The organism is Vibrio sp. Isolate22 (genome assembly GCF_022398115.1).
GTDB lineage: Bacteria > Pseudomonadota > Gammaproteobacteria > Enterobacterales > Vibrionaceae > Vibrio.
In genome coordinates, this window is record NZ_JAKEUW010000074.1 from 1 (window position 1) to 20,124 (window position 20,124).

The following is a 20,124-nucleotide window of genomic DNA, read 5'->3' on the forward strand; positions in this document are numbered from 1 at the left end:
GATAGCCTCGGCTTCAAGACCGCAAAGGCATTTAGCCTCCTCAGAGTTAGGTTTAAGAGTCAGTGTAATAAGTGATGCTGTCTGGTGAGACTTTACTATTTTAAAGCCTTCCCAGAATGAAGATAGGAAAGTATGATTCGGCATGAAAACGGTAGTTTGTGTATGATTTTTGTTTGGCGACTAAACCATATCACTTACTACCGTTTTTGTTTTTAGTTCCCGCTAATCCGCGATGAACCAAAAAAAAGCCCACACTAGGTGGGCTTTTTTGCTTGTTCCGAAGAACGAATAATGGTGCGTCCGAGTGAACTCGAATCACCGACCCCCGCCATGTCAAGGCGGTACTCTAACCAACTGAGCTACGGACGCACAATGTTCTTAATCTTCTTTATGACGATTGTGACTAAATCAAAAGCCGCTACTTTGACAAAAAGTAATAGAAGGAATGGTGGGTCCGGGCGAACTCGAATCGCCGACCCCTACCATGTCAAGGTAGTACTCTAACCAACTGAGCTACGGACCCATTCCTTAAGAACGAGGAAGATATTAACGACTGATTTATTGTGGCGCAAGTGGAAATTGCACTTGAATCAACCTTTTGCTCTTATTCGCATCAATACGTTGATTTTTTAGACGTGAAACAGAAATAAACTTGAGTTAGGTCACACTGAACCTGCACCCTACTCTTTGTTACTCTTCTTCTACATCGAAAACAACGTTGTAGTTTTCGGTGTAAGTACAGTTCGGTTGACGGCTACACGTGAAGAAACGTCGTCCTTTGTAGTCACCTTGGTTAGCCAGCTTGATGATCATCGGGCTGCCGCATTTCTTACAGAATCGAACCTCTTTGTCAGGCTCGATCAGATCGATATGAGTCGCCAACAATCTCTTCAATCGGCTGACCTGGTAGCTGTGCTTAACGGAAGCACCAATAAGTGGTAAGCCAGCAGACTTACACACATGGATAAGCAGCTTCTCTCGGTCCACTTTGCCTTTATTTAGCTCTTTACCATTATCAAGTTCAATAATCACGCGTGGTTCCAGCGTTCTTGGGTCGCAAACCACAAAGTCAAAATAGCTACGAGAGATATTATTATTCGCAATAAACCAGTTCTTCTTAGTATTTGTTTTCGCAGGTGCCAACACATTCGACATGTTCACTTTGGCAAACACGACACCGTGAGTACCAACCGCCGTGGTCAATGCATTATAAAACGCAGCTTGTTGCATGTTGAGCAACGCACCTCTCTTTTGATATGCGTGGTCTTTGGTGTCGTCATGTTTGAATACGTACTTCTGAATGAAGTAAAAAAAGACAACAAGTACCACTACAACGATAAATATATTGGTCATTCGTAAAACACTGTTAAGGATTCAGGGAGATAGAGAATTTGTAGCGTAAGTAGAAAACAACAAACAGGCAAGAAAAAGAGAATCAGTTGTTAATGATAATCACGTGCTTTAGTAGGTATCAGTTAGCTAAGTGCTTGATTGTGAATTTTGGCACCTCGACACAGCTCTCTTATTTCAACATTCTTCAGCCATTTACGCATCATATTGATCTAGATCAATTCCCAGCATTTTGTGATAAATTAGCCTAAAAAACGTTAGCCAAATGTTAATAAGGAAATTGATATGGAACTCAAACAAGACCCAAGATGTTATACCGACGTATGTGTAGATGGTAAATGGTTCCACTATGACCACTGTGGCACTCAAGCCTATATGCTTAAAGGCGGCGCCTCTACAGTCATCGAGCTAGCAAAAGAGCCAACCACAGAGGGTGAGTTGGTTGAAATGCTGCAAGGTATAGCCAAATAACATAAACCAATTAAATAGCTAAACGCGCTAATACTCCCCACCTCTCTAACACATTTTAATATTAGCGAAAGTAAATCCATTCAAGCCATTCTATCTAACGAGGTCAGAATGGCTTTTCTTTAAGCTCATCGACTTGCTAGCAATGATTTTGTAAAAGCCAACAGCTTATACTAAACCCAACATCAAACTTAGCTATAAATATAAAATAAGTAGACAGAATGAAAACATAAATCTAAGTTTTACTTCATTAACCATCTCATCATATGGAGTAGCATTCCATATGAGAGTATGCTTTTACTTTATTTCTTTATATAGGCGCTCTTAAAGATGGCTAAGCGTAGTAAGGTCGATACCTGTCGCACTATTCAACTCATCCTCGATACCAGCTGTCATCAGTTATTGACGGTTGGCTACGAAAACATGTCTTACACCACGTTAAGCCAAGCAACCAAAATCTCAAGAACAGGAATCAGCCATCATTTCCCTAAGAAGACTGACTTTCTGATGGCATTAGAAGGACGATTCTTAAAGCTTTTAGTTGATCATCTGACGATTAATGAAGGAAGTGATGTGTTGGAACTGTCTTGGCAGAAAGCGCTTCAAAGCAATGAGTTCACAGCTATTCTTAGGCTGGTATTTCATCACTCAGTCATCCGTTATGAAGCGTGTCACTTCTCTCAACGTTTGATGAACAATCTTAGTGCAGTGATTACCTCCCAAGTAGGGATGCAAGCAGAGAGGCAAACCGAGCGTTTGCTAGGTATCAGTCTCGTTCATATTGCAAGACAGAAGGATCTGTAGCGCCTTCCCTTACAACGAGCTGGTTACGCAAACCACACAGTTGCGACCAGATTCTTTGGCTTGATAGAGAGCGTCATCGGCAACTTTAAGGTGCTTTTTGTAGGTATCACGATTGAGTTGCTCCTGTGCAATACACACCGAAGCACCAATCGAAGTACTGATGTCTAATGGTCCCGACGGCGTATCGATCGGGGTTTGTGCAATAGCCATGCGAATGATGTCTAACTGCTGCTGTGGGTCCAGAGAGCCAGAAAGTAACAACACAAACTCTTCTCCTCCCCAGCGAGCAACCACATCACTTGAGAACAGGTGTTGCTGTATGCGTCTCGCCACTTCCACCAACACTTGGTCACCAACGTCATGTCCATGAGTGTCATTCACTTGCTTGAAATAGTCTAAGTCCAAGATGGCTAAGCTAGTTCCAAATGAGTTACCGTTAAATGGCACGGAGCGCGTCAGAAGCTTTTCTAAATAGCGTCTGTTGTACAAACCTGTGAGTTCACACGTAGTAGATTGAGCTAGCAGCGCATCGTTCGATCTTTGGATTGTTCTCAGTCTAACCATCAACAGAATAGCACTGATGCCCACCATGATTACCAGCGCTACCACAATACGATTTCTCAATTGTTGTTTTTCTAGCAGTAGTTCATTAAGGTCTTTTTCGGTATTGAGTAATTCATTCTCTTGGGCCAGAGTCGCAGTTGCAAAATCTTGTTCTAACAAGAAAATGTCACTCTGTCGCTTATCAAAAAGCAGCGCTTTATTGCCATGGTAATACTGCTTGAAGTAATCCAATGCCGTTTCTAGATCGCCCTTAGATTCGTAGTATTCTCCGAGCGTTTTAAGTGCTAAAACTTTCCAGCTACGACTGCCGACTACCTCAAACATGGTAAAAGCACGCTTTAGGTCATCCAATATCACTTCGTCTTGGTTGAGACCTATGTTTGCCAAGGCTCGATTCAAATAACACTGACCGTTCTGCAGCGTGTATTTTTCAATACCGGATGAAGCAAGGCACTGATTAGCAACCGCAAGCGCTGCGTTAAAGTTTTCTTCCGCAAGTAGCACTTCACTGTACGCTCTTAGTACGAGTATTTTATATCGATTGCTCACTTTATCGCTGTTGAGCGCTTCTGCCTTTTCATAAGCAATACGACCATTGATTAAATCACCACTACTTAAGTAACTGAACGATTCGTTGATATAAAGGATGCCAATGGCTTCATCTTCAAATAGACCACTGTCAAAATAAAGCTTTTTGGCTTTTTCTAGAATGCCTAGTGCTTTCGGCCAATCTTCTAAGTAGATGTAGAGCAAAGCCATGTTCGACATGAGCTTACTGTTATAAATATGCTTTGGGTACTTCTTTCCTAGTTGTAGCCCCTTATGGAAGAAGTACTGCGCATCTTGAAGATCATTACGCACATTATTGATCGCACCTGCCGTATTGTACGCTTTCACCAACAGCTCATCGTAACGAATCGACTCTGCAATCCCGATAGCGGAACGAATCTGAATTTCAGACGCTGCAAGGTCGCCCTCTTTAAGATATTCAATTGCAGATTCAACCAATGACTGTGATTTCAACCACAACATACCTTCTTGTTCAGCAAGGTTGTTGATCTCGTCTAAATATCCCATCACGGCTTTAGTGTCTTGCTGATGTTGCGCCACGTTCGTCAATATCATCAGACGGTACGCTTTGTAGATGGCCAAGTCTCTTGTTGGATGCAGCCGAGGTAGTTGAGCCAGCGCTTTATCAGCGAATATGGGATCGCTTCGAGACAAATCGAGAATATGAATTAGCTTTTTTCCATATTCTGTTTTAGAAAGTTCTTTTTCCGGGGTGTAAACAGCGGGCTCGTTGACTTGAGAGTTAGTCAAATCCACATCATTGATTGGATACAGCAGAAAGAAGCCCAGAACAGCACTCATTGTAACAACAAGCAGGAATGACCCTAAAACATTGTTTTTATTCATTTATAAGTGCCATTATCAGTCGCATAGTTCTCTTACTATTCAGGCAGTGTTCTTACTTTCTGCATGGTTAATTTCGGTTTGCAGTATACCCGAGCAATATACAGATTAAAATGTTGTCAACTTATAGAACTGGATCTTGTTTTTCTCACAATTTGGAATATTCAGGCGGTTTTCTTGATTTAACTCAGGCAATCATCCTACAAAGAGGCGTTATAGTGATTTTCCTGTTCCTATAGCCGTGACTTCTAAGGAAAGAGCGGAAACATAATGAGAATTAACAATGACCCAAATTAATGAACAACGTCTAGTCGACCATTTCTGCGATCTTGTGAAAATCGATAGTGAATCTCGCAACGAAAAAGCAATTGCTGAAGCGCTGGCTGAGCAGTTAGGCGAACTAGGTTTTGACGTGCATAAACTAGCGGTTCCTGAAGAAGTATCGAATGGCTTCAACATCTACGCGCGTTTAGACGGCACACTACCAGGTAGCACAGTATTCAGCTGCCACATGGACACAGTAACACCGGGTATCGGCATTGAACCAATCATCGAAGACGGCATCATCCGCTCAAAAGGCAACACTATCCTAGGCGGCGATGACAAATCTGGCATTGCGGCTATCATGGAAGCCGTTCGCTGCATTAAAGCTGAAGGTCAAGCACACAAGACCATTGAAATTGCATTCACAGTGTTCGAAGAAGGCGGTCTATTCGGGTCTTTGAACTTCGATATGTCTTACATTCAATCAGAGCACGCTATCGTTCTAGATACAGGCGGCCCTATCGGCACTATCGTAAACGCGGCTCCAGGCCAACAAAAAATCGTTGCAACAATAAAAGGTCGCCCTGCTCACGCTGGTCTAGCACCAGAAGAAGGCATCAGCGCAATTCAAGTAGCGGCAGATGCTATCACCAAAATGAACCTACTTCGTATTGATGAAGAAACAACTGCGAACGTAGGTATTGTTGAAGGCGGTCAAGCGACTAACATCGTTATGCCAGAGCTTAAAGTGGTTGCGGAAGCTCGCTCACTAAATGGCGATAAGCTAACAGCGCAAGTTGAACATATGATTTCAACGTTTGAAGAGAGCGCAAAGCAGTTCGGTGCTGAAGTCGAAATCGAATCAACTCGTGCTTACGATGCATTCGTCATTGCAGACGATCACCCGCACATTCTTTCTATCAAATCGGCGTTCGAAAAGCTTGGCGTGACTGCAAACACCAAACGCACTGGCGGCGGTAGCGATGCAAACAACTTCAATGCGAAAGGTTTAACTACGGTTAACCTATCTACGGGTATGGCGAAAGTTCACACTACGGAAGAGTACATCGCAGTGAAAGACATGGTTGCTATCACTGAGTTTGTTGTCGCTTACGTAACACAATAATCTTACTTCTAAGCTAGATGACGAACATCGTCTAGCTAATGTCAAAAAGCCGAGCCCATATAGGACTCGGCTTTTTTGTTTAGATTTATCTAGATAATTCGAGACTGGAACCCTCTACGCTTCCAAAATTGGCCTTCGTCTTTTGCTACTAAGTCGAATGTCTTATCTGCGATGATGTTACCTTTGAGTTCGACCGTCATGCGCCATTTACCAATCTTGTTTGAGACTGGTGCCCAAATGGTGTCGCCTAGGTAGAAATCCCAATCATTATTGCCAACGTACTCTTCGCCATCAAACGGCTCAAGCACTTCGCCTTTGTCGGTCGTGATATGTGGGTGGTAAATGCAGTAACGGATTTTTTCGCCTTTGGCTTTTTTAATATTCAAGATATAGCCAAACTCCACGTCGATTTCAGCGTCAACGGTAGTGGTGAACTCTTGGATTTTAGGTAGGTCTTTAGACTTAGAATCCCACGTGGAGTAAATACCGTAAGAAGTCATCTCTACGACAACAGAACGTTTTGCCATTTCAATCGTTACCTTGGAATTGCTTTGTTAGTTTAATATGAGGGTTCGCCCACTCTATAGAGCAGCACGAATGTTGAGCTACTCTTGCCAATCTCTCGCCATGCGCTTGATCACTGATGGTTCAATGTCGTGAATAGTTCCGTAGTTTTCTCGGCAAACTTCAATCACTAAATCCGCCTTGTATTTAAGTGCAAGCTGACGATAAGCCTTCATTTCCCAGTATTTGATGAAGGTGTTCGATACGACGACGTCCTTCCCTTGCTTTAGACCATTTTCAGCGGTGTTCTTGCACCACTCATGGGCCTGTTGTAACTGTTTAGGGTCAAAGCAGTATTCACCTTGTTCGTTGACAAAATACATATCGGCTTCGACATGCAAGGCGTCATAAGTTTTTGCTTTTGTTGACTTACCCGAACCTGGCAGCCCTCGAATGAGTATTAGCTTCATTGATACATTACGGCTTAAATCAAAAGCATGAGTTTATCGTAAATAGTACTCTGTTGCTCTGATTACTGGCGATATCAACACTTAATCACTCTTCTACACGTCTTGGCATTGCTAAGCAGAGACAATAACCACAAGATAACTAAGTGCTCTCTTGATAAAAACACAAATAATTTACAACTATCCATTTTGTATATCGACAAGCGTATCAAACTATTATAGATTTAGATGTATAGACGTCTACATATCTAGCTTAGGGAGAAAGCTGTGCCTATCCGCATTCCAGACCAATTGCCAGCGAGCGATGTTCTTCGTGAAGAAAACATCTTTGTTATGCCGCTATCAAGGGCATCGACACAGGAAATCCGTCCACTTCGAGTCTTGATCCTCAACCTAATGCCGAAGAAGATTGAAACCGAAACTCAATTCTTACGCCTTCTATCGAACAGCCCGTTGCAAGTGGATGTTGAACTGCTTCGAATCGATGACCGTCCAAGTAAAAACACACCGACCGAGCACCTCGATAACTTTTACCGTCAATTTGAGATGGTGAAAAACCGTAACTTTGATGGATTGATCATCACTGGTGCGCCATTGGGTTTGGTGCAGTTTGAAGATGTTATCTACTGGGATCACCTAAAAACCATCATGGAGTGGGCTAACAAGCACGTGACCTCGACTCTTTATGTGTGCTGGGCTGCTCAAGCGGGCTTGAAATTGCTGTATGACTTACCGAAGCGCACTCGTAAAGAGAAGCTGTCGGGCGTTTACAATCACGAGATCCATAACCCTTACCACCCTATTCTGCGTGGTTTTGATGACACCTTCTTAGCACCACACTCTCGCTATGCAGATTTCTCACCCGAGTATCTAGCAGAGCATACTGACCTTGATGTCCTTGCGACGTCAGATGTCGCTGGTGTGTATCTCGCGGCAACCAAAGACAAGCGAAACGTGTTTGTGACCGGTCACCCTGAATACGATGCGCATACGCTTCACAACGAATACATCCGTGATTTGGGTGAAGGCATGGAGCCAGTCATCCCAATTAACTACTATCCAAACAATAACCCAGACAACAAACCCGTTGCGAGCTGGCGAAGTCACGGGCACTTACTGTTCTCAAACTGGCTAAATTACTGCGTTTACCAACAAACGCCTTACGATTTGGATCACTTCAGCGAAGAGAACTTCACCAAAGACGACTAATTCTGTTAAGTCGCCTTCAAGTCATATCGTTCGCGCGAGCCGTTTGTCATCCCTCGATTTTGAGTCGGTAACAAACGGCTTTTTTATGGCGGGTGAGTCGCATTACCTCACCTTTTTGCCATTTAAAATAACGACTTCTCCTATCATGAACAAGCATCAAGAAGGAGTCCGTTAATGCCCGCAGCCAAGTTATTACATTCATTCATTATCATTGTTGCCATCTTGGTTTCGGGTTGTGTTTCCGTTACTGAGGGAGATACCAAAAAGGTCGATTCTGACCCTGTTTCAATGTCTGAATCGAGGATTGCGCTTGGCTTGGGATACATGGAACAACAGAACATGGTTCGTGCGCGAGAAAACCTAGAACTCGCGATTCAACATGCACCCAATTACTATCGTGCTCGCCTTTCCATGGCGCACTACTATGAGCAAGTCGGTGAAATTGACGAGGCAAGACAAGAGTACAAAAGAGCTCTTCGACTTGATTCAAGCAACGGAAACGTCCTCAATAACTACGGGACGTTTTTATGTAAGCAAGGCGAGTATAAACAGGCCGATAAGTACTTTAATCGCGCCATTGACCAGCCCTACTACTTAGTATCCGCCAGTTATGAGAACGCAGCTTTTTGCGCATTTAAGGCAGGTAATACAGAACAAGCCAAGTATTACTTCACACGCGCCATTGACCATGATCCGAACCGAGTAAAGTCGATATTACAGTTATCGAAAATTGAAGTGAGTGAAGCCGATTATAACGACGCTAGGCTTCGTCTGTTTAAGTTCCACCAGCGGTATGGCTATCAAATTCCATCGCTTCAAATTTTAGTCGATCTCGAAAAGAAAGCCGGAAACCATGCGCTTGAGAAGAAGTACCAAAGTAAGTTGGATGAATTGCTCTCTGCTTAACCAAATCTAATAAAAACGGGCTTGTTGATTGAACAACAAGCCCGTTTTTATTAATAGAATTAACGATACTTTCTAGTTTAATGTGTGAACCGTTATTTAAGCGCGATCCATTCTTGTCTTTGCTCGTCGTCCATAAAAGTCCATGCTACAAAGCGACTCACTTTCTGGCCTTGAGACATCTCTACGACTTTCACTTGTTTCGCTTTAAGCTTACCAAGTTCAGAACGAAGCATATCAACGTTGTCTTTCTTCGAAATTAGCGTCGTGAACCACAGCACTTGAGTCGCAAACAATTGGCTCTCTCTTGCCATTTTCATGATGAATGCTGCTTCACCACCTGGGCACCATAACTCCGCTTTTTGACCGCCAAAGTTTAAAGTTGGCTTATTTTGCTTGGCTTTTTTCGCTTCAGGTTTGAACGTTTGACCCGCTTTCTTAGCTCGGTTTGCCGCTAGGTTGTCTAATTTACGCTGTGTCCCCTTTTCCGCTTCCTCTAGAGAGCTGTGGAAAGGAGGGTTGCAAATAGTGACATCGTAACGTTCGTTATCTTTGATTACGCCCTTAAAGATAGATTCAGAGTCCGCTTGCAAACGTGCTTTGATCTTACCCTTTAAGTTAACGTTACTTTCAGCAATGAAATTCGCGGCTTTCACCGACACAGGGTCAACATCACTACCCGTGCAACGCCATTTGTATTCCGTGGCGCCAATAATTGGGTAGATACAGTTCGCACCAACACCGATATCTAGCGCTTTCACTGATTGATGATTGTAAGGTTCGCCCTTACCATCGCTATTAAGAATGTCTGCAACTCTATGAATGTAGTCCGCTCGACCAGGAATAGGTGGGCACAAGTATCCAGCCGGAATATCCCAGTGCTTAACACCATAGTGATGCGCCAGTAACGCTTTGTTGAGTAGTTTTACCGCCAGTGGATCAGAGAAATTAATCGTGTCTTCGCCTACTGGGTTCTTAACTAAGTGTGCTTTTAGATCTGGTAAAGCCGCGACCAATAGATCGAAGTCATAACGCCCTGTGTGTTGGTTTCTTGGGTGCAAACCCGCTGCTGGCTTTACGGTATTCTTATTGCGTTGTGAACCACCAGTGCGCTTCGAGCCAGAAGGCTTTTGAGAGCCGCTCGATCTTTTTGGTGAGTTCTTATTAGAAGTGCCTTTTTTAAAAGGAGCTTTGCCCTTCCCGCCTTTGTTGGTGCTTGGTTTACCAGAAGCTCGCTTAGCTTTGTTCTGTCCAGTCGCTTTTGAATCCGCACGGTTACGGTTTGCATCAGAAGCACTGTTTTTTGATAGGCTTAGCGTGGTTCTTTTTTGTGATTGGCTCATTGGGCTACTTCTTTAAATCTAGATAAATCATGAACAAACGGGCATCTAACTCTAATTGATGATATTCCGGTTCCATGTGACAGCATAGTTGGTAAAAGGCTTTGTCGTGGTCTTTCTCTTTGATGTGTGCCAGTTCATGTACCACTAGCATTCTCAACAAAGGCTCAGGGGCATTACGAAATACACTGGCGATACGAATCTCATTCTTCGATTTGATCTTACCACCGTGGTTTTTGGCGACATAAGAGTGCAGACCTAATGCATTGTTGATTAGGTGGATCTTGCCATCATAAATCACTTTACTAATGGGTGGTGTTTTCTTCATATAGCGATTTTTAATTTCAATCGCATAATCAAACAGGGCTTTCTCGCTTTTTATTTCATGATTCTTTGGGTAGCGAGCTTCAAACCACGGTACCAATTTACCTGACTCAACAAGCTGAGTAACAGGATCGATAATGTGTTTAGGATAGCCTTGAATATAGCGTAATGAAGGATGCATGCTGAAAGACCGTACAAGTTGCGTCACATCAAAACATTGTGACGTCGAAAATTGAGCCGCATAGTGTAACTGATCACACTTTTCTAATCACCTAGGATTCGTTACACTTTAACGAGATTCACCAAGAGCTAGACTCAAAAAGAGACTGTAAAGATGAAACGTGTTGTATTGTACGTGGCAGACAAATGCCCGCACTGTAAAGATGCCCAAAGATATTTGGACTCTAAGAAGATTGTTTACCGCTTAACGAATGCCAAGATGCAACGCGGCCGTAAAGAATTACAAGCGATGGGCGCTCGCTCTATCCCAGTGCTTAAAATCGGTGACCAGATTATGGTCGGATGGAACCAAAAGAACTTCGATAAGATGTATAACTCAAAAAACACTTAACACTATTTAAGTTGCTATACCTCTTTACAACAAAGCCCGAATATCCCACCTAAGATATTCGGGCTTTGTGTTATCAGTATCGGAAACCAAGGTCTACCTTTCCCTTTTCGCCACTATCCTTTTACCTTCAGAACGCCACTACAAGACGCGCATCTGTATTTCTCTTTTATACCGAGAACTTTGTCGACTGATGTTCTGCGAACTCTAATGAGCCTTCGTTCTTTACACTTACATTTCATGGAGCTAGGGTTGCCTAATTGATTAATTTAAAGGCAGCTAATATCTCCCAGTCACCACTTGTTAACCATATTGTAGGGCACACATTTTTCACAGAATAATATAATCGACGAATTAATTTTCAAACGGGCTCATTACTCTCATCTTAATACCTAGCCCTTGATTTTAAAGACAGTATCGCACTTACTGCATTTATATCGACCCTTGATTCCTAACACTCGGTCGAGAAACGTTCTACGAATTCGTATTAACGTTTGCTCCTTACATCCACATTTCATAGCCCCTCACTAACCACTCAAAAAGTACTAGTATTATTTAACGGGCATGCATACCAAGTAAATTAGAAACTGTTAATATCCGCGTTACTCATAGTGATATGCGTCGCATAAATCCATGAAAAATGTGACATTAATCCCAAGTATTTACAGGGTTAATATGTTACTAATCACACATATTGTTTAACGAAATCGATAAAGGTTCTATCAGCCTTAGACAAATAGCCCTCTTTTCGCCACGCCAAAGATAGATTAAGTTTTACTGGGTCTTTAAATGGCACACCAACAACGTCATCTTCATACTCTGTTACCAAGCTAAGCAATGCGGTAATGGCGAACTCACGCTTTACGATGGAGAGAATCATTGGCAACAAGTTAGTCTCGAATGCGATGGTCATATCTAAATCGTATTTTTTACAAGTCGCATCAATAAAGTCACGATGGAAATACCCTGACTTAAACATGATTAGCTCTTGCTCAAAAAACTCTTCAAAGGTAATGGATGACTGTGACGCCAATGGGTGTTCTTTACCGACAACTGCTAACATTTCAGAGCTGAGCAAATGGTCGGTTTCTAGGTCATCCGGTACATTTTCATGATTGATAACACCGATATCGAGTTCGCCGTTTAATAACATTTCGCGAATCGAAGCAGTGCCCGCATCAATCAACGTCAGCTTGAGATTTGGGTACTGGCTTTTAAATGCCATAACCACTTGTGGGAAGAAGTAACTCCCCATCATGCTTGGGGCTCCCAAACGCACTTCGCCTTTTTCCAAGCCTTTCAATTCATTCATCGCCAACTCAGCGTCATCAAACTGCTGCGCGATACGCTTGGCATGCTCAAACAGTACCTTTCCTTCCTCCGTCAAAGTGACCGTTTTATCTCCGCGTCGGAACAGAACCAGATCAAGTGTTTGCTCGAGTTTTTTAATGGATATGCTCAAGGCAGGTTGAGCGATATGTAAGGCTTTGGCCGCTTGGGTAAAATTCCCAAACTGTGCAACGGCGAGAAAATGTCGAAGGGGTTTTGATTCAAGCATGGCGATATATCAAATATATGGAGATGATATTTTTAATATATTCCTTTAATCCATCTCGTACTGATAACTTGTTCACAAACAGCTTAATTATCCCGCATAGGCACAAGATAAATGTTCGACAAAGACAGTACTCAATACAAACGGATCACTCAATCATTAGCGATTGGTTCATTTATCATTTTCTGTAATCTTTATGTGTTTCAACCTATCTTGCCGCACATGGCTCAGCACTTCCAAGTGTCTGAAACCCAAATTAACTGGCTATTTGCTGCAACCACACTTGGGCTATCGATTAGCTTAGTACCGTGGGCTATCGCTTCAGAGTCCTTTGGGCGAAAGCCTATCATTCTATTTAGCCTTTTTGCGATTCCAATGATTGGTTTGGGCATGGCATTTACCACCACGCTGTTGCAACTCGTGATTGCTAGGGCATTGATGGGTATTGCAGTCGCAGCTTTCGCCGGTGTTGCCGTCGCCTATATGGTGGAGGAGCTAACGCCAAAAGCCTTTGCTGTAGCGATTGGTGGCTATATTGCTGCCAATTCATTGGGAGGGATCTTTGGCCGTGTGTTGGGCGGCTTGCTGACAGACTATTTCGATTGGCACGCTACTGTACTGATTTTTGTGGTGGGCTCACTATTAGGCGCTTTATTTATCGCCTATCGGCTGCCCGACCAGCAAAACTTCAAGCCACAAAAAGGGCTGTTCTTTCATCATAATCGCTCGGTCGTAATGCATTTAAGAAATCGTACCCTATGGCTTGCTATGTTGATTGGTGGAGCCAACTTCGCTCTGTTCGTTAACCTGTATTCCGTAATGGGCTTTAGATTGGTGTCAGAACCTCACTCCGTTCCAGTTGGCTTAGCATCACTGATCTTTCTTTGCTACCTGGCGGGTACCGTCAGCTCTAAACTGTCTAACAAATGGACACTACGTTTCGACCCGTTAAATGGAATTCTGTTAGGTGTGTGTATAAGCTTGCTAGGAATGCTGGTCTCTGCGATTGATGACATTCCATTCATGCTTGCAGGATTACTGCTGATAAGTGGCGGGGCTTTCTTCTCGCATACTCTAGCCTACTCTTGGGTCAGTCAAAAAGCACCAAGCGCCAAAGCGACGGCAACAGCGCTCTACCTTGTACACTACTATATCGGAGGCAGCTTGGGCGGGTTCTTACTCTTATACTGTTGGCAGTTATTTGGTTGGAATGGCGTGATTGCGGGAGGCTCTGTCTTCTATGTCGCGATATTTGCTTGGGTCTACCAGTTGAAACAACTTCAAGTATCGACATCTAAACTCGCTGAAGCATAGAAACAGCAGCATTTTCGAGACAATTAGTGCTTTTGATTAACAACCGTTCTGATATCCTACGCAAAATTTCATTTCGGAACCTGTTATGTCGAACACTCAAAACACTGATCTTCAAACCATCCATGACCAAGTAAAACAATGGTTAGACGATGTTGTTATTGGCCTAAACCTGTGCCCATTTGCAGCAAAGCCACAACGTAATAAGCAGATTAAGATCTTTGTGAGTGAAGCGGAAACCGAAGAGGCATTGCTAGAAGACATCATGACTCAATTTGTTGAGTTAGATAACACGCCAGTCGAAGAACTAGAAACGACTCTGGTGGTTGTTCCTAACATGCTGCAAGATTTCTTCGACTACAACATGTTCATCGATTGGGTAGAAGCTTTGATAAAGCAGCAAGATTGGGAAGGGGTTTACCAAGTGGCGACCTTCCATCCTGATTACTGCTTTGGCGGTGCGGATCCTGAAGACGATGAAAACCTGACGAACCGCTCGCCATATCCGGTTTACCATTTAATTCGTGAAGCGAGCATGGAAAAGGTGTTGAAGCATTACCCTAACCCTGAAGCGATTCCAGACACCAACATCGCTCGAGTTGAATCGTTAACACCAGAAGAGCGCCGCAAACTGTTCCCGTATCTGTTTAGTTAAGCTCTCAGCTCTCAGCTCTCAAAATTAAGCATCTAAATATTGGTAATATGGACGAGACACGAACTGATCTCGTCCATTTTGTTTTGCAACATACAAACATTCATCGGCCACTTTGATCAGTGAGTCTAACGCCGATATCCTCTCGTTTCTTGTCTCACCTGGGCTAAGTTCAAAATGGCATGCACCAATAGAGATAGTAATAGGCTTTCGATCAAGAGTAATTTTCTTCACTTCCTCAAGCAGCGTGGCAAGCTTATCCTCAACCGTGTTGACTGGAGTATTCGGATACCAAATCACAAACTCTTCGCCACCAAAACGAGCAACAAACTCTCCTTCTTGAGCATTACTACTCAACACATTGGCCACTTTCTTTAGCACAACATCGCCCATTTGATGACCATAGCTGTCGTTCACTGACTTAAAGAAATCAATATCAACCACGGCCAACGTGCCTTTGCCCAAAGAGCCTTTAAGTTGCTTTACCTCACCATTAAGTGTTTTAAATAGAAAGCGTCTATTGGGTAAATGTGTCAGTGGATCATAGAGTGCTTGATACTCGAGCTTCTCATTTAATTCTTGGAGTTTTCTCTCTTGCTGCCTGCGAACGAGTTCCACCTCGATCCATGACGCCATTAGCTTCATCACATCAATATCGAACTCTTTAAACTCGCGGTAATAAGGGTTACCACTCGAAAAGTTAAGCGTGCCGTATAGTTCATCATCGACAAAGATAGGAATACCGATATAAGACTCGAGACCAAAGGATTGATAAGCAGGATGTCGCGCGTAAGTGTTGTGCTCACCACAATGCTCTATGCAGATAGGTCCACTTGAGCTACATGTGATCTCGCAATAAGTCGAGCGGTAATCGAACATATCACCGCTTTTCAGGTCGACACCTTCTGGTGTGACACAGTGCTCCACAAGGTAAGTATTACCCTCTACCTTAGACAATATACCGATATCCAAATCAAAACGCTCAAGCCCCATTGTGAGCAACTGAGCAATCTGAACATCGAAGCCCTTTCGATAATCATTGGTAATTTGATACAAGCGGCGTATAACAATTTCGCTTTCACTAGCTTGGTGCATAACGATATCCCACTGCTGCCTAAGTGAGCAACAACATTAATATTTCTAATATAAACAAGAGTAAAGAGTAAAGAGTAAAGAGTAAAGAGTAGAAAATCATAATAATCAATTGATTTGTGTGCAAAATACCTCATTGGTCCAATGAATAAAAGTCGAGTTCTTCGACTTTGCGTTAGCACCCTATTCCTACCTTTGTTAAAATGGCCCATTAACGAAACAGAATGGATAGGAATATGAACCTTTCTCAACTAAACCAAGAAATCTACGATCACCTTTACCGCGATATTGAAGAGTTCCGCAGTACTTTTGATCTGCCTGTTGCTGCTCCTGAAACAATGGATGAAAAAGGCGATACGCTACATACTTCTCTAGCGATCGAAGAGCTGACAGAATTGGCAGAAGCTGACTCTAAAATCGAACAAGCGGACGCTATTGTAGACAGCGTTTATGTTTTGATGGGACGTTTGGTTCACCTTGGTCAATCTAAAGTAGAAGACAACCTAGCGATCAGCTACCTGATCGATCTTCTGTTGAACGTTGCTAAAAACCGCTCAATCGACTTCTTACCTTGCTGGGATGAAGTACACTCAAGCAACATGAGCAAAGTATGTCGTAACGAGACAGAATACGCAGAAACCGAAGCTTTCTATGCTGAGCAGAACATCAAGCTAATGGCGGTTCAAAAAGGTGAATACATCATTGCTAAATGTGCGGAAGATTTCGTATCCGAAGGAAAAACAGTTCGCCAAGGTAAAGTTCTGAAATCAGTGCATTACCGCCCAGCGAACCTTGAGCCTCTAACGGCTTAAGTGCGTCAAATATTGGCTGTTTAAGTAAGTAGCCAACTGAAATAGCAAACGCCACGTTATAACAACGTGGCGTTTTATTATCTATTAATCGAACCTAGGCGTTATACCAGTCGCGCCATATGGTAAGCCGCCACATATTCGCCATTTCTGAAGGCAAACCCTGCTGACTCCCCTTCAATCACGAAGCCAAACTTCTTATACAGACTGATCGCTCGTTCGTTATCGGTATAGACGGTGAGTTCCAGTCGTTTGATGTTAATCCAGTTGTCACATAAGTCGATCGCCGTTGCGAGTAACTGGCTACCTACACCTCTGCCTAACACATCGTCTTTAACACCCATACCAAAAGAAGCGACATGACGCCTTCTTGGGTTTACACACACTTCTAAACCTAGGTTGCCAACAATTTCTCCGTCCAATAACGCGACATATGAGTACACATTATCTGGAACATTTGAGATTCGTTTTTGCCAGGTTTCCAGAGATGGATTTGGGAGTTGCAGCGTACCGGTATAAGCATTAGTGCATTCGTAAACTTCTTTTATTCCCTTTGCATCTGACGGTTCAGAGCGTCTCACTACAATACTCATCGCAACTCCTACTGTTATTATTCTTTGCTAAATCTGAAGTACACTTTTTATGTGCACCTAGACACACTACCAAAGAGTAGATATTTAACAATAGGTTAGATAAAATTGTTTTTATTTGAGCGGATATAGCGAGCAGGTATGAATGTATTAAAGAAGACGTTGATTTGAGTACAAAACGATTTGAGCTGGAAGAAATTCGATACGGACACTTCTCGCACCCATACCATAAACTTTATAGGGTGAGTCTATTTTAATTAACTATGCTCTATCTGGGCTAATGGAAATTTAGCCCAGATTTAAGATCACAAGTATCTAAGTCAAAAGCATAGCTATCAATTCAGAACAGGATTAGCACAAATTATCATTTAAAATCTTGAGCCCAAAATGACTGAATACCTGCTTTAGCAGAGGGCTTAGCGTCTCTAGAGGCAATACCCACTCTAGTATGACCTGCTCCCATAACGTTCTGACAATGCCCTTCGTGTCCAGCCCAACTGCTATGGCCTGCATTATTTTTGTTGCCGTCAGTTCTAGGCTCTGTGTAACCAATAATTGGAATAATTGCTGATTTAGATTCTAATTTGAATGCATTTTGCGCATTAAGATGTCCCCAATGACCTTGAGCATTTCGGTTATATTGTTCATCTGAGGTGATTTGCGCATCAGTTTTCAAACTATCATCCCAAGCGACTGGTGAAACGGCTGGGTAGACACCAGCTGGATCGTTCCCGTGCGCATCGCAATAACGTGCTGTAGAACGCGCGCAGTTTGTTGCTATCACAGTTTGATACTCAATAGCACTACTTGTTACGCCCTTAGGAATATTAACGATCTTACACCAGTTTTTGCTAGCTACACTACCACCTGGAGAGCCCCCAAACACTGTACCATCAAGTATTTCACTTCCTGTCAGTGCATTGAAATCATAAACGTCAGTGTTAACATTATTGCTTACAGATAACGTAATCAATCCATTATTATCCACATTAAACAATGCATTTCCGGCACTATTCGCAGCCGCTACTATATGTGGCCCTTGAATAGATAACCATGCAGGTCCAAAACTATCTTCAAGTTGATCACCATAAGCTTTTGCTAAGAATTCATATGTGTGTAGTGCGCTCTTAGTTCCAGATGAATCAATAGAAAAGGCTGTTCCAGCTTGTGCCAACTTTAACTTTGCGTCCATTTTTGCATTTTTGAATTCATACGAGGCAAGTAAATTATTACTGCATTTCTGGCCAGTAGCAGAATAGTCATACGCATACTGAGCAATATTCCCATCAACGGTAAGAACATTAGCATCACGCTGAGCAGATAATTGCGTCGATTTATAACAATACCACTCGTTCCCATTTTGAATGATGATGGTCGCTTTTGCAGGACCTCCTTTAGCTGGGAACGGTGATGTCGAGAATTGTATTTGTGTGTTAACAATATCTGCCCCCCCAAACAAAGGCACATTGTTTGACACTGCTATCTTGTCATAATGTTTGAAAGTACTGTTCTGCGAAGCATTAGCATTTTCAAGCAAACCATTAATTACAGTAAAGATATTACTGATAGGCACAGGTTGTGCCGCATTGTTAATCCCACCAACCTTACTTGTAACCGGCCCTAATCCACCAATTTGATTTTTTAGCAGTGTTATTTGTTGACTGGTTAATGCACCATTTGGCTGATTTAGTAACGTCTGTATCTGTTGGTTTGTTAATGTACCTGCAGGTTGTTGCATTAAATTTGAAATCTGCTTGGGTGTTAAACTTTGTGTGTGAGTATTTTTTCCGTCAGAAGATGAATTACAAGCGGCAAGTAATACTGGAGCTAATAAAATAAAAAAACGCGAATACATAAAACAAGTCCTCAGGATAGTTATACAAAAAACGAGCGACGAAGTAACCATGATAAATAAATCATATTAAAATCAAATGCATAGCAATCAAAGTCCATACTAACACTCATTCAGCAGCACAAATAATGCACTATTTTGGATTTATTTATAATAGTTAAAATTAATATAACCCTTCAATTCTCAAATGTGAGACGCATTTTTTTGATGTATAAAGCAAGACTAAACATTTGAATCTAAATTCAGACAATGCAATCAATGAATTGGAAAAATTAAAAACAAAAAACAAAAAAAACAGTGTACAAAACCGATATTTCCTGATAGAACCAGGTAAGACCTCACTAAGCAATGTTCTTTTGAAATATATATTTCAAAAGAACATTGAGTGTAAAGCCTATTCAATATGAGGATTTGCAACAATTGGAATACAAAGAATCTTGTTATTTCAAATAATGACAAACACTAATAATTAAATGAAAATATGAATGATTATGGGTAATTGTGTAAATTTATAAACACAAAATATGATGTGCGCGCAAGGGTTCATCGACTAGATATTTAGGTTAATCTATGTTCCGCTAAGTTGTCCGCACTACACATTTATTAGCAGAAGAGCACAGCAAGGTCAGGTCTCATTTAAGATAAAAACAAGACAATCGATACAGAACCTAGCCGTTGATGCGACTGGCTTTAAGGTTTGTAACAAAGGCGAATGAAAGTAAATTACCACCTTCTAAAGAAGGTGGCTTTGTGTGAGCCCCCTAAAAGGGGGCCTTTGTTTAGTCCAACGCCAGTTGCTGCTGCTCCACGCGCTCTTTTTTCTCTTGATGTCTTACATAGCGTCGAATGATTTCTTCATTAACCCCTACGCTATCGACAAAATAGCCCCTTTGCCAAAAGTGGTTACCCCAGAGTTTGTTTCTCCTTAAATATGGAAATTTACTAAAGAGTTTTAAAGC

20 protein-coding genes, 2 tRNA genes and 1 pseudogene are annotated in these 20,124 nt (G+C 42.3%); 10 read left to right on the forward strand and 13 right to left on the reverse strand.

The window, feature by feature from the left end; genetic code table 11:
* Window positions 1-292: 292 nt before the first annotated feature.
* From L1D55_RS24330 to L1D55_RS24340, 3 genes are all read right to left on the reverse strand, one after another.
* A tRNA-Val gene (locus L1D55_RS24330) sits at window positions 293-369 on the reverse strand.
* Between the two features lie 77 nt (window positions 370-446).
* Window positions 447-523: transfer RNA gene (locus tag L1D55_RS24335), tRNA-Val, on the reverse strand.
* A gap of 167 nt (window positions 524-690) precedes the next feature.
* The gene (locus tag L1D55_RS24340; RefSeq protein ID WP_239919181.1) at window positions 691-1,353 is read right to left on the reverse strand and encodes a DUF2726 domain-containing protein; all 663 of its coding nucleotides are present in this window, start codon (window positions 1,351-1,353) and stop codon (window positions 691-693) included.
* A gap of 282 nt (window positions 1,354-1,635) precedes the next feature.
* On the opposite strand from L1D55_RS24340, the gene L1D55_RS24345 reads away from it, so the two are divergent.
* Window positions 1,636-1,821, forward strand: coding sequence for a hypothetical protein (locus L1D55_RS24345; RefSeq protein ID WP_239919182.1), 186 nt, complete (start codon window positions 1,636-1,638; stop codon window positions 1,819-1,821).
* Window positions 1,822-2,148: 327 nt separating this feature from the next.
* Window positions 2,149-2,622, forward strand: a complete 474-nt coding sequence (locus tag L1D55_RS24350; protein WP_239919183.1) for a TetR family transcriptional regulator — start codon at window positions 2,149-2,151, stop codon at window positions 2,620-2,622.
* A 9-nt stretch (window positions 2,623-2,631) separates the two neighbouring features.
* On the opposite strand, the gene L1D55_RS24355 is transcribed toward L1D55_RS24350, so the two are convergent.
* Window positions 2,632-4,602: a diguanylate cyclase gene (locus L1D55_RS24355; RefSeq protein ID WP_239919184.1), complete on the reverse strand. Its 1,971-nt coding sequence runs from the start codon at window positions 4,600-4,602 to the stop codon at window positions 2,632-2,634.
* A gap of 280 nt (window positions 4,603-4,882) precedes the next feature.
* Between L1D55_RS24355 and L1D55_RS24360 the strand changes: the two genes are divergently transcribed.
* Window positions 4,883-5,989 carry a M20/M25/M40 family metallo-hydrolase gene (locus L1D55_RS24360; protein WP_102426640.1) on the forward strand — a complete coding sequence of 369 codons (1,107 nt, stop codon included), beginning with the start codon at window positions 4,883-4,885 and terminating at the stop codon, window positions 5,987-5,989.
* A gap of 89 nt (window positions 5,990-6,078) precedes the next feature.
* Here the strand turns inward: L1D55_RS24360 and L1D55_RS24365 are convergent, their stop codons facing one another.
* Window positions 6,079-6,516 carry a DUF3859 domain-containing protein gene (locus L1D55_RS24365; protein ID WP_239919185.1) on the reverse strand — a complete coding sequence of 146 codons (438 nt, stop codon included), beginning with the start codon at window positions 6,514-6,516 and terminating at the stop codon, window positions 6,079-6,081.
* 78 nt (window positions 6,517-6,594) lie between these two features.
* Window positions 6,595-6,963, reverse strand: coding sequence for an ATP-binding protein (locus tag L1D55_RS24370; RefSeq protein WP_239919186.1), 369 nt, complete (start codon window positions 6,961-6,963; stop codon window positions 6,595-6,597).
* Window positions 6,964-7,227: 264 nt separating this feature from the next.
* Between L1D55_RS24370 and metA the strand changes: the two genes are divergently transcribed.
* Both metA and pilW read left to right on the forward strand, forming a co-directional pair.
* Complete coding sequence (gene metA, locus L1D55_RS24375; protein WP_004739682.1) at window positions 7,228-8,169, forward strand: homoserine O-succinyltransferase; 942 nt, start codon at window positions 7,228-7,230, stop codon at window positions 8,167-8,169.
* A gap of 174 nt (window positions 8,170-8,343) precedes the next feature.
* A complete protein-coding gene (gene pilW / locus L1D55_RS24380; RefSeq protein WP_239919187.1) occupies window positions 8,344-9,075 on the forward strand; it encodes a type IV pilus biogenesis/stability protein PilW in 732 nt (243 codons plus the stop codon).
* 92 nt (window positions 9,076-9,167) lie between these two features.
* Here the strand turns inward: pilW and rlmF are convergent, their stop codons facing one another.
* Window positions 9,168-10,415, reverse strand: coding sequence for a 23S rRNA (adenine(1618)-N(6))-methyltransferase RlmF (rlmF, locus tag L1D55_RS24385; protein ID WP_239919188.1), 1,248 nt, complete (start codon window positions 10,413-10,415; stop codon window positions 9,168-9,170).
* A gap of 4 nt (window positions 10,416-10,419) precedes the next feature.
* Window positions 10,420-10,917: a M48 family metallopeptidase gene (locus tag L1D55_RS24390; protein WP_061031460.1), complete on the reverse strand. Its 498-nt coding sequence runs from the start codon at window positions 10,915-10,917 to the stop codon at window positions 10,420-10,422.
* Window positions 10,918-11,070: 153 nt separating this feature from the next.
* On the opposite strand from L1D55_RS24390, the gene L1D55_RS24395 reads away from it, so the two are divergent.
* On the forward strand, window positions 11,071-11,307 hold the full coding sequence (locus L1D55_RS24395) for a glutaredoxin family protein (RefSeq protein WP_004741645.1): 237 nt from the start codon (window positions 11,071-11,073) through the stop codon (window positions 11,305-11,307).
* Between the two features lie 682 nt (window positions 11,308-11,989).
* Here L1D55_RS24395 and L1D55_RS24400 read toward each other — a convergent pair.
* Window positions 11,990-12,862, reverse strand: coding sequence for a LysR substrate-binding domain-containing protein (locus tag L1D55_RS24400; RefSeq protein WP_239919189.1), 873 nt, complete (start codon window positions 12,860-12,862; stop codon window positions 11,990-11,992).
* 111 nt (window positions 12,863-12,973) lie between these two features.
* Between L1D55_RS24400 and L1D55_RS24405 the strand changes: the two genes are divergently transcribed.
* On the forward strand, window positions 12,974-14,173 hold the full coding sequence (locus tag L1D55_RS24405; RefSeq protein WP_239919190.1) for an MFS transporter: 1,200 nt from the start codon (window positions 12,974-12,976) through the stop codon (window positions 14,171-14,173).
* 85 nt (window positions 14,174-14,258) lie between these two features.
* On the forward strand, window positions 14,259-14,825 hold the full coding sequence (locus L1D55_RS24410; protein ID WP_239919191.1) for a DUF1415 domain-containing protein: 567 nt from the start codon (window positions 14,259-14,261) through the stop codon (window positions 14,823-14,825).
* A gap of 24 nt (window positions 14,826-14,849) precedes the next feature.
* On the opposite strand, the gene L1D55_RS24415 is transcribed toward L1D55_RS24410, so the two are convergent.
* Window positions 14,850-15,917, reverse strand: a complete 1,068-nt coding sequence (locus L1D55_RS24415; protein ID WP_239919192.1) for a diguanylate cyclase — start codon at window positions 15,915-15,917, stop codon at window positions 14,850-14,852.
* Window positions 15,918-16,150: 233 nt separating this feature from the next.
* Here L1D55_RS24415 and L1D55_RS24420 point away from each other — a divergent pair, with 233 nt between their 5' ends.
* Window positions 16,151-16,726 (forward strand): nucleoside triphosphate pyrophosphohydrolase family protein, encoded by a 576-nt coding sequence (locus L1D55_RS24420; protein WP_008217561.1) that lies wholly within the window; start codon window positions 16,151-16,153, stop codon window positions 16,724-16,726.
* Window positions 16,727-16,827: 101 nt separating this feature from the next.
* Here the strand turns inward: L1D55_RS24420 and L1D55_RS24425 are convergent, their stop codons facing one another.
* Window positions 16,828-17,316, reverse strand: a complete 489-nt coding sequence (locus L1D55_RS24425) for a GNAT family N-acetyltransferase (RefSeq protein WP_008217559.1) — start codon at window positions 17,314-17,316, stop codon at window positions 16,828-16,830.
* Window positions 17,317-17,677: 361 nt separating this feature from the next.
* Complete coding sequence (locus L1D55_RS24430; protein ID WP_239919193.1) at window positions 17,678-19,168, reverse strand: CAP domain-containing protein; 1,491 nt, start codon at window positions 19,166-19,168, stop codon at window positions 17,678-17,680.
* Between the two features lie 533 nt (window positions 19,169-19,701).
* Between L1D55_RS24430 and L1D55_RS24435 the strand changes: the two are divergent.
* Window positions 19,702-19,878 (forward strand): annotated as a pseudogene (locus tag L1D55_RS24435) (transposase); the annotation flags it as partial.
* Between the two features lie 66 nt (window positions 19,879-19,944).
* On the opposite strand, the gene L1D55_RS24440 reads toward L1D55_RS24435, so the two are convergent.
* The coding region (locus L1D55_RS24440; protein WP_239919194.1) for a transposase at window positions 19,945-20,124 on the reverse strand (180 nt) is incomplete at its 5' end.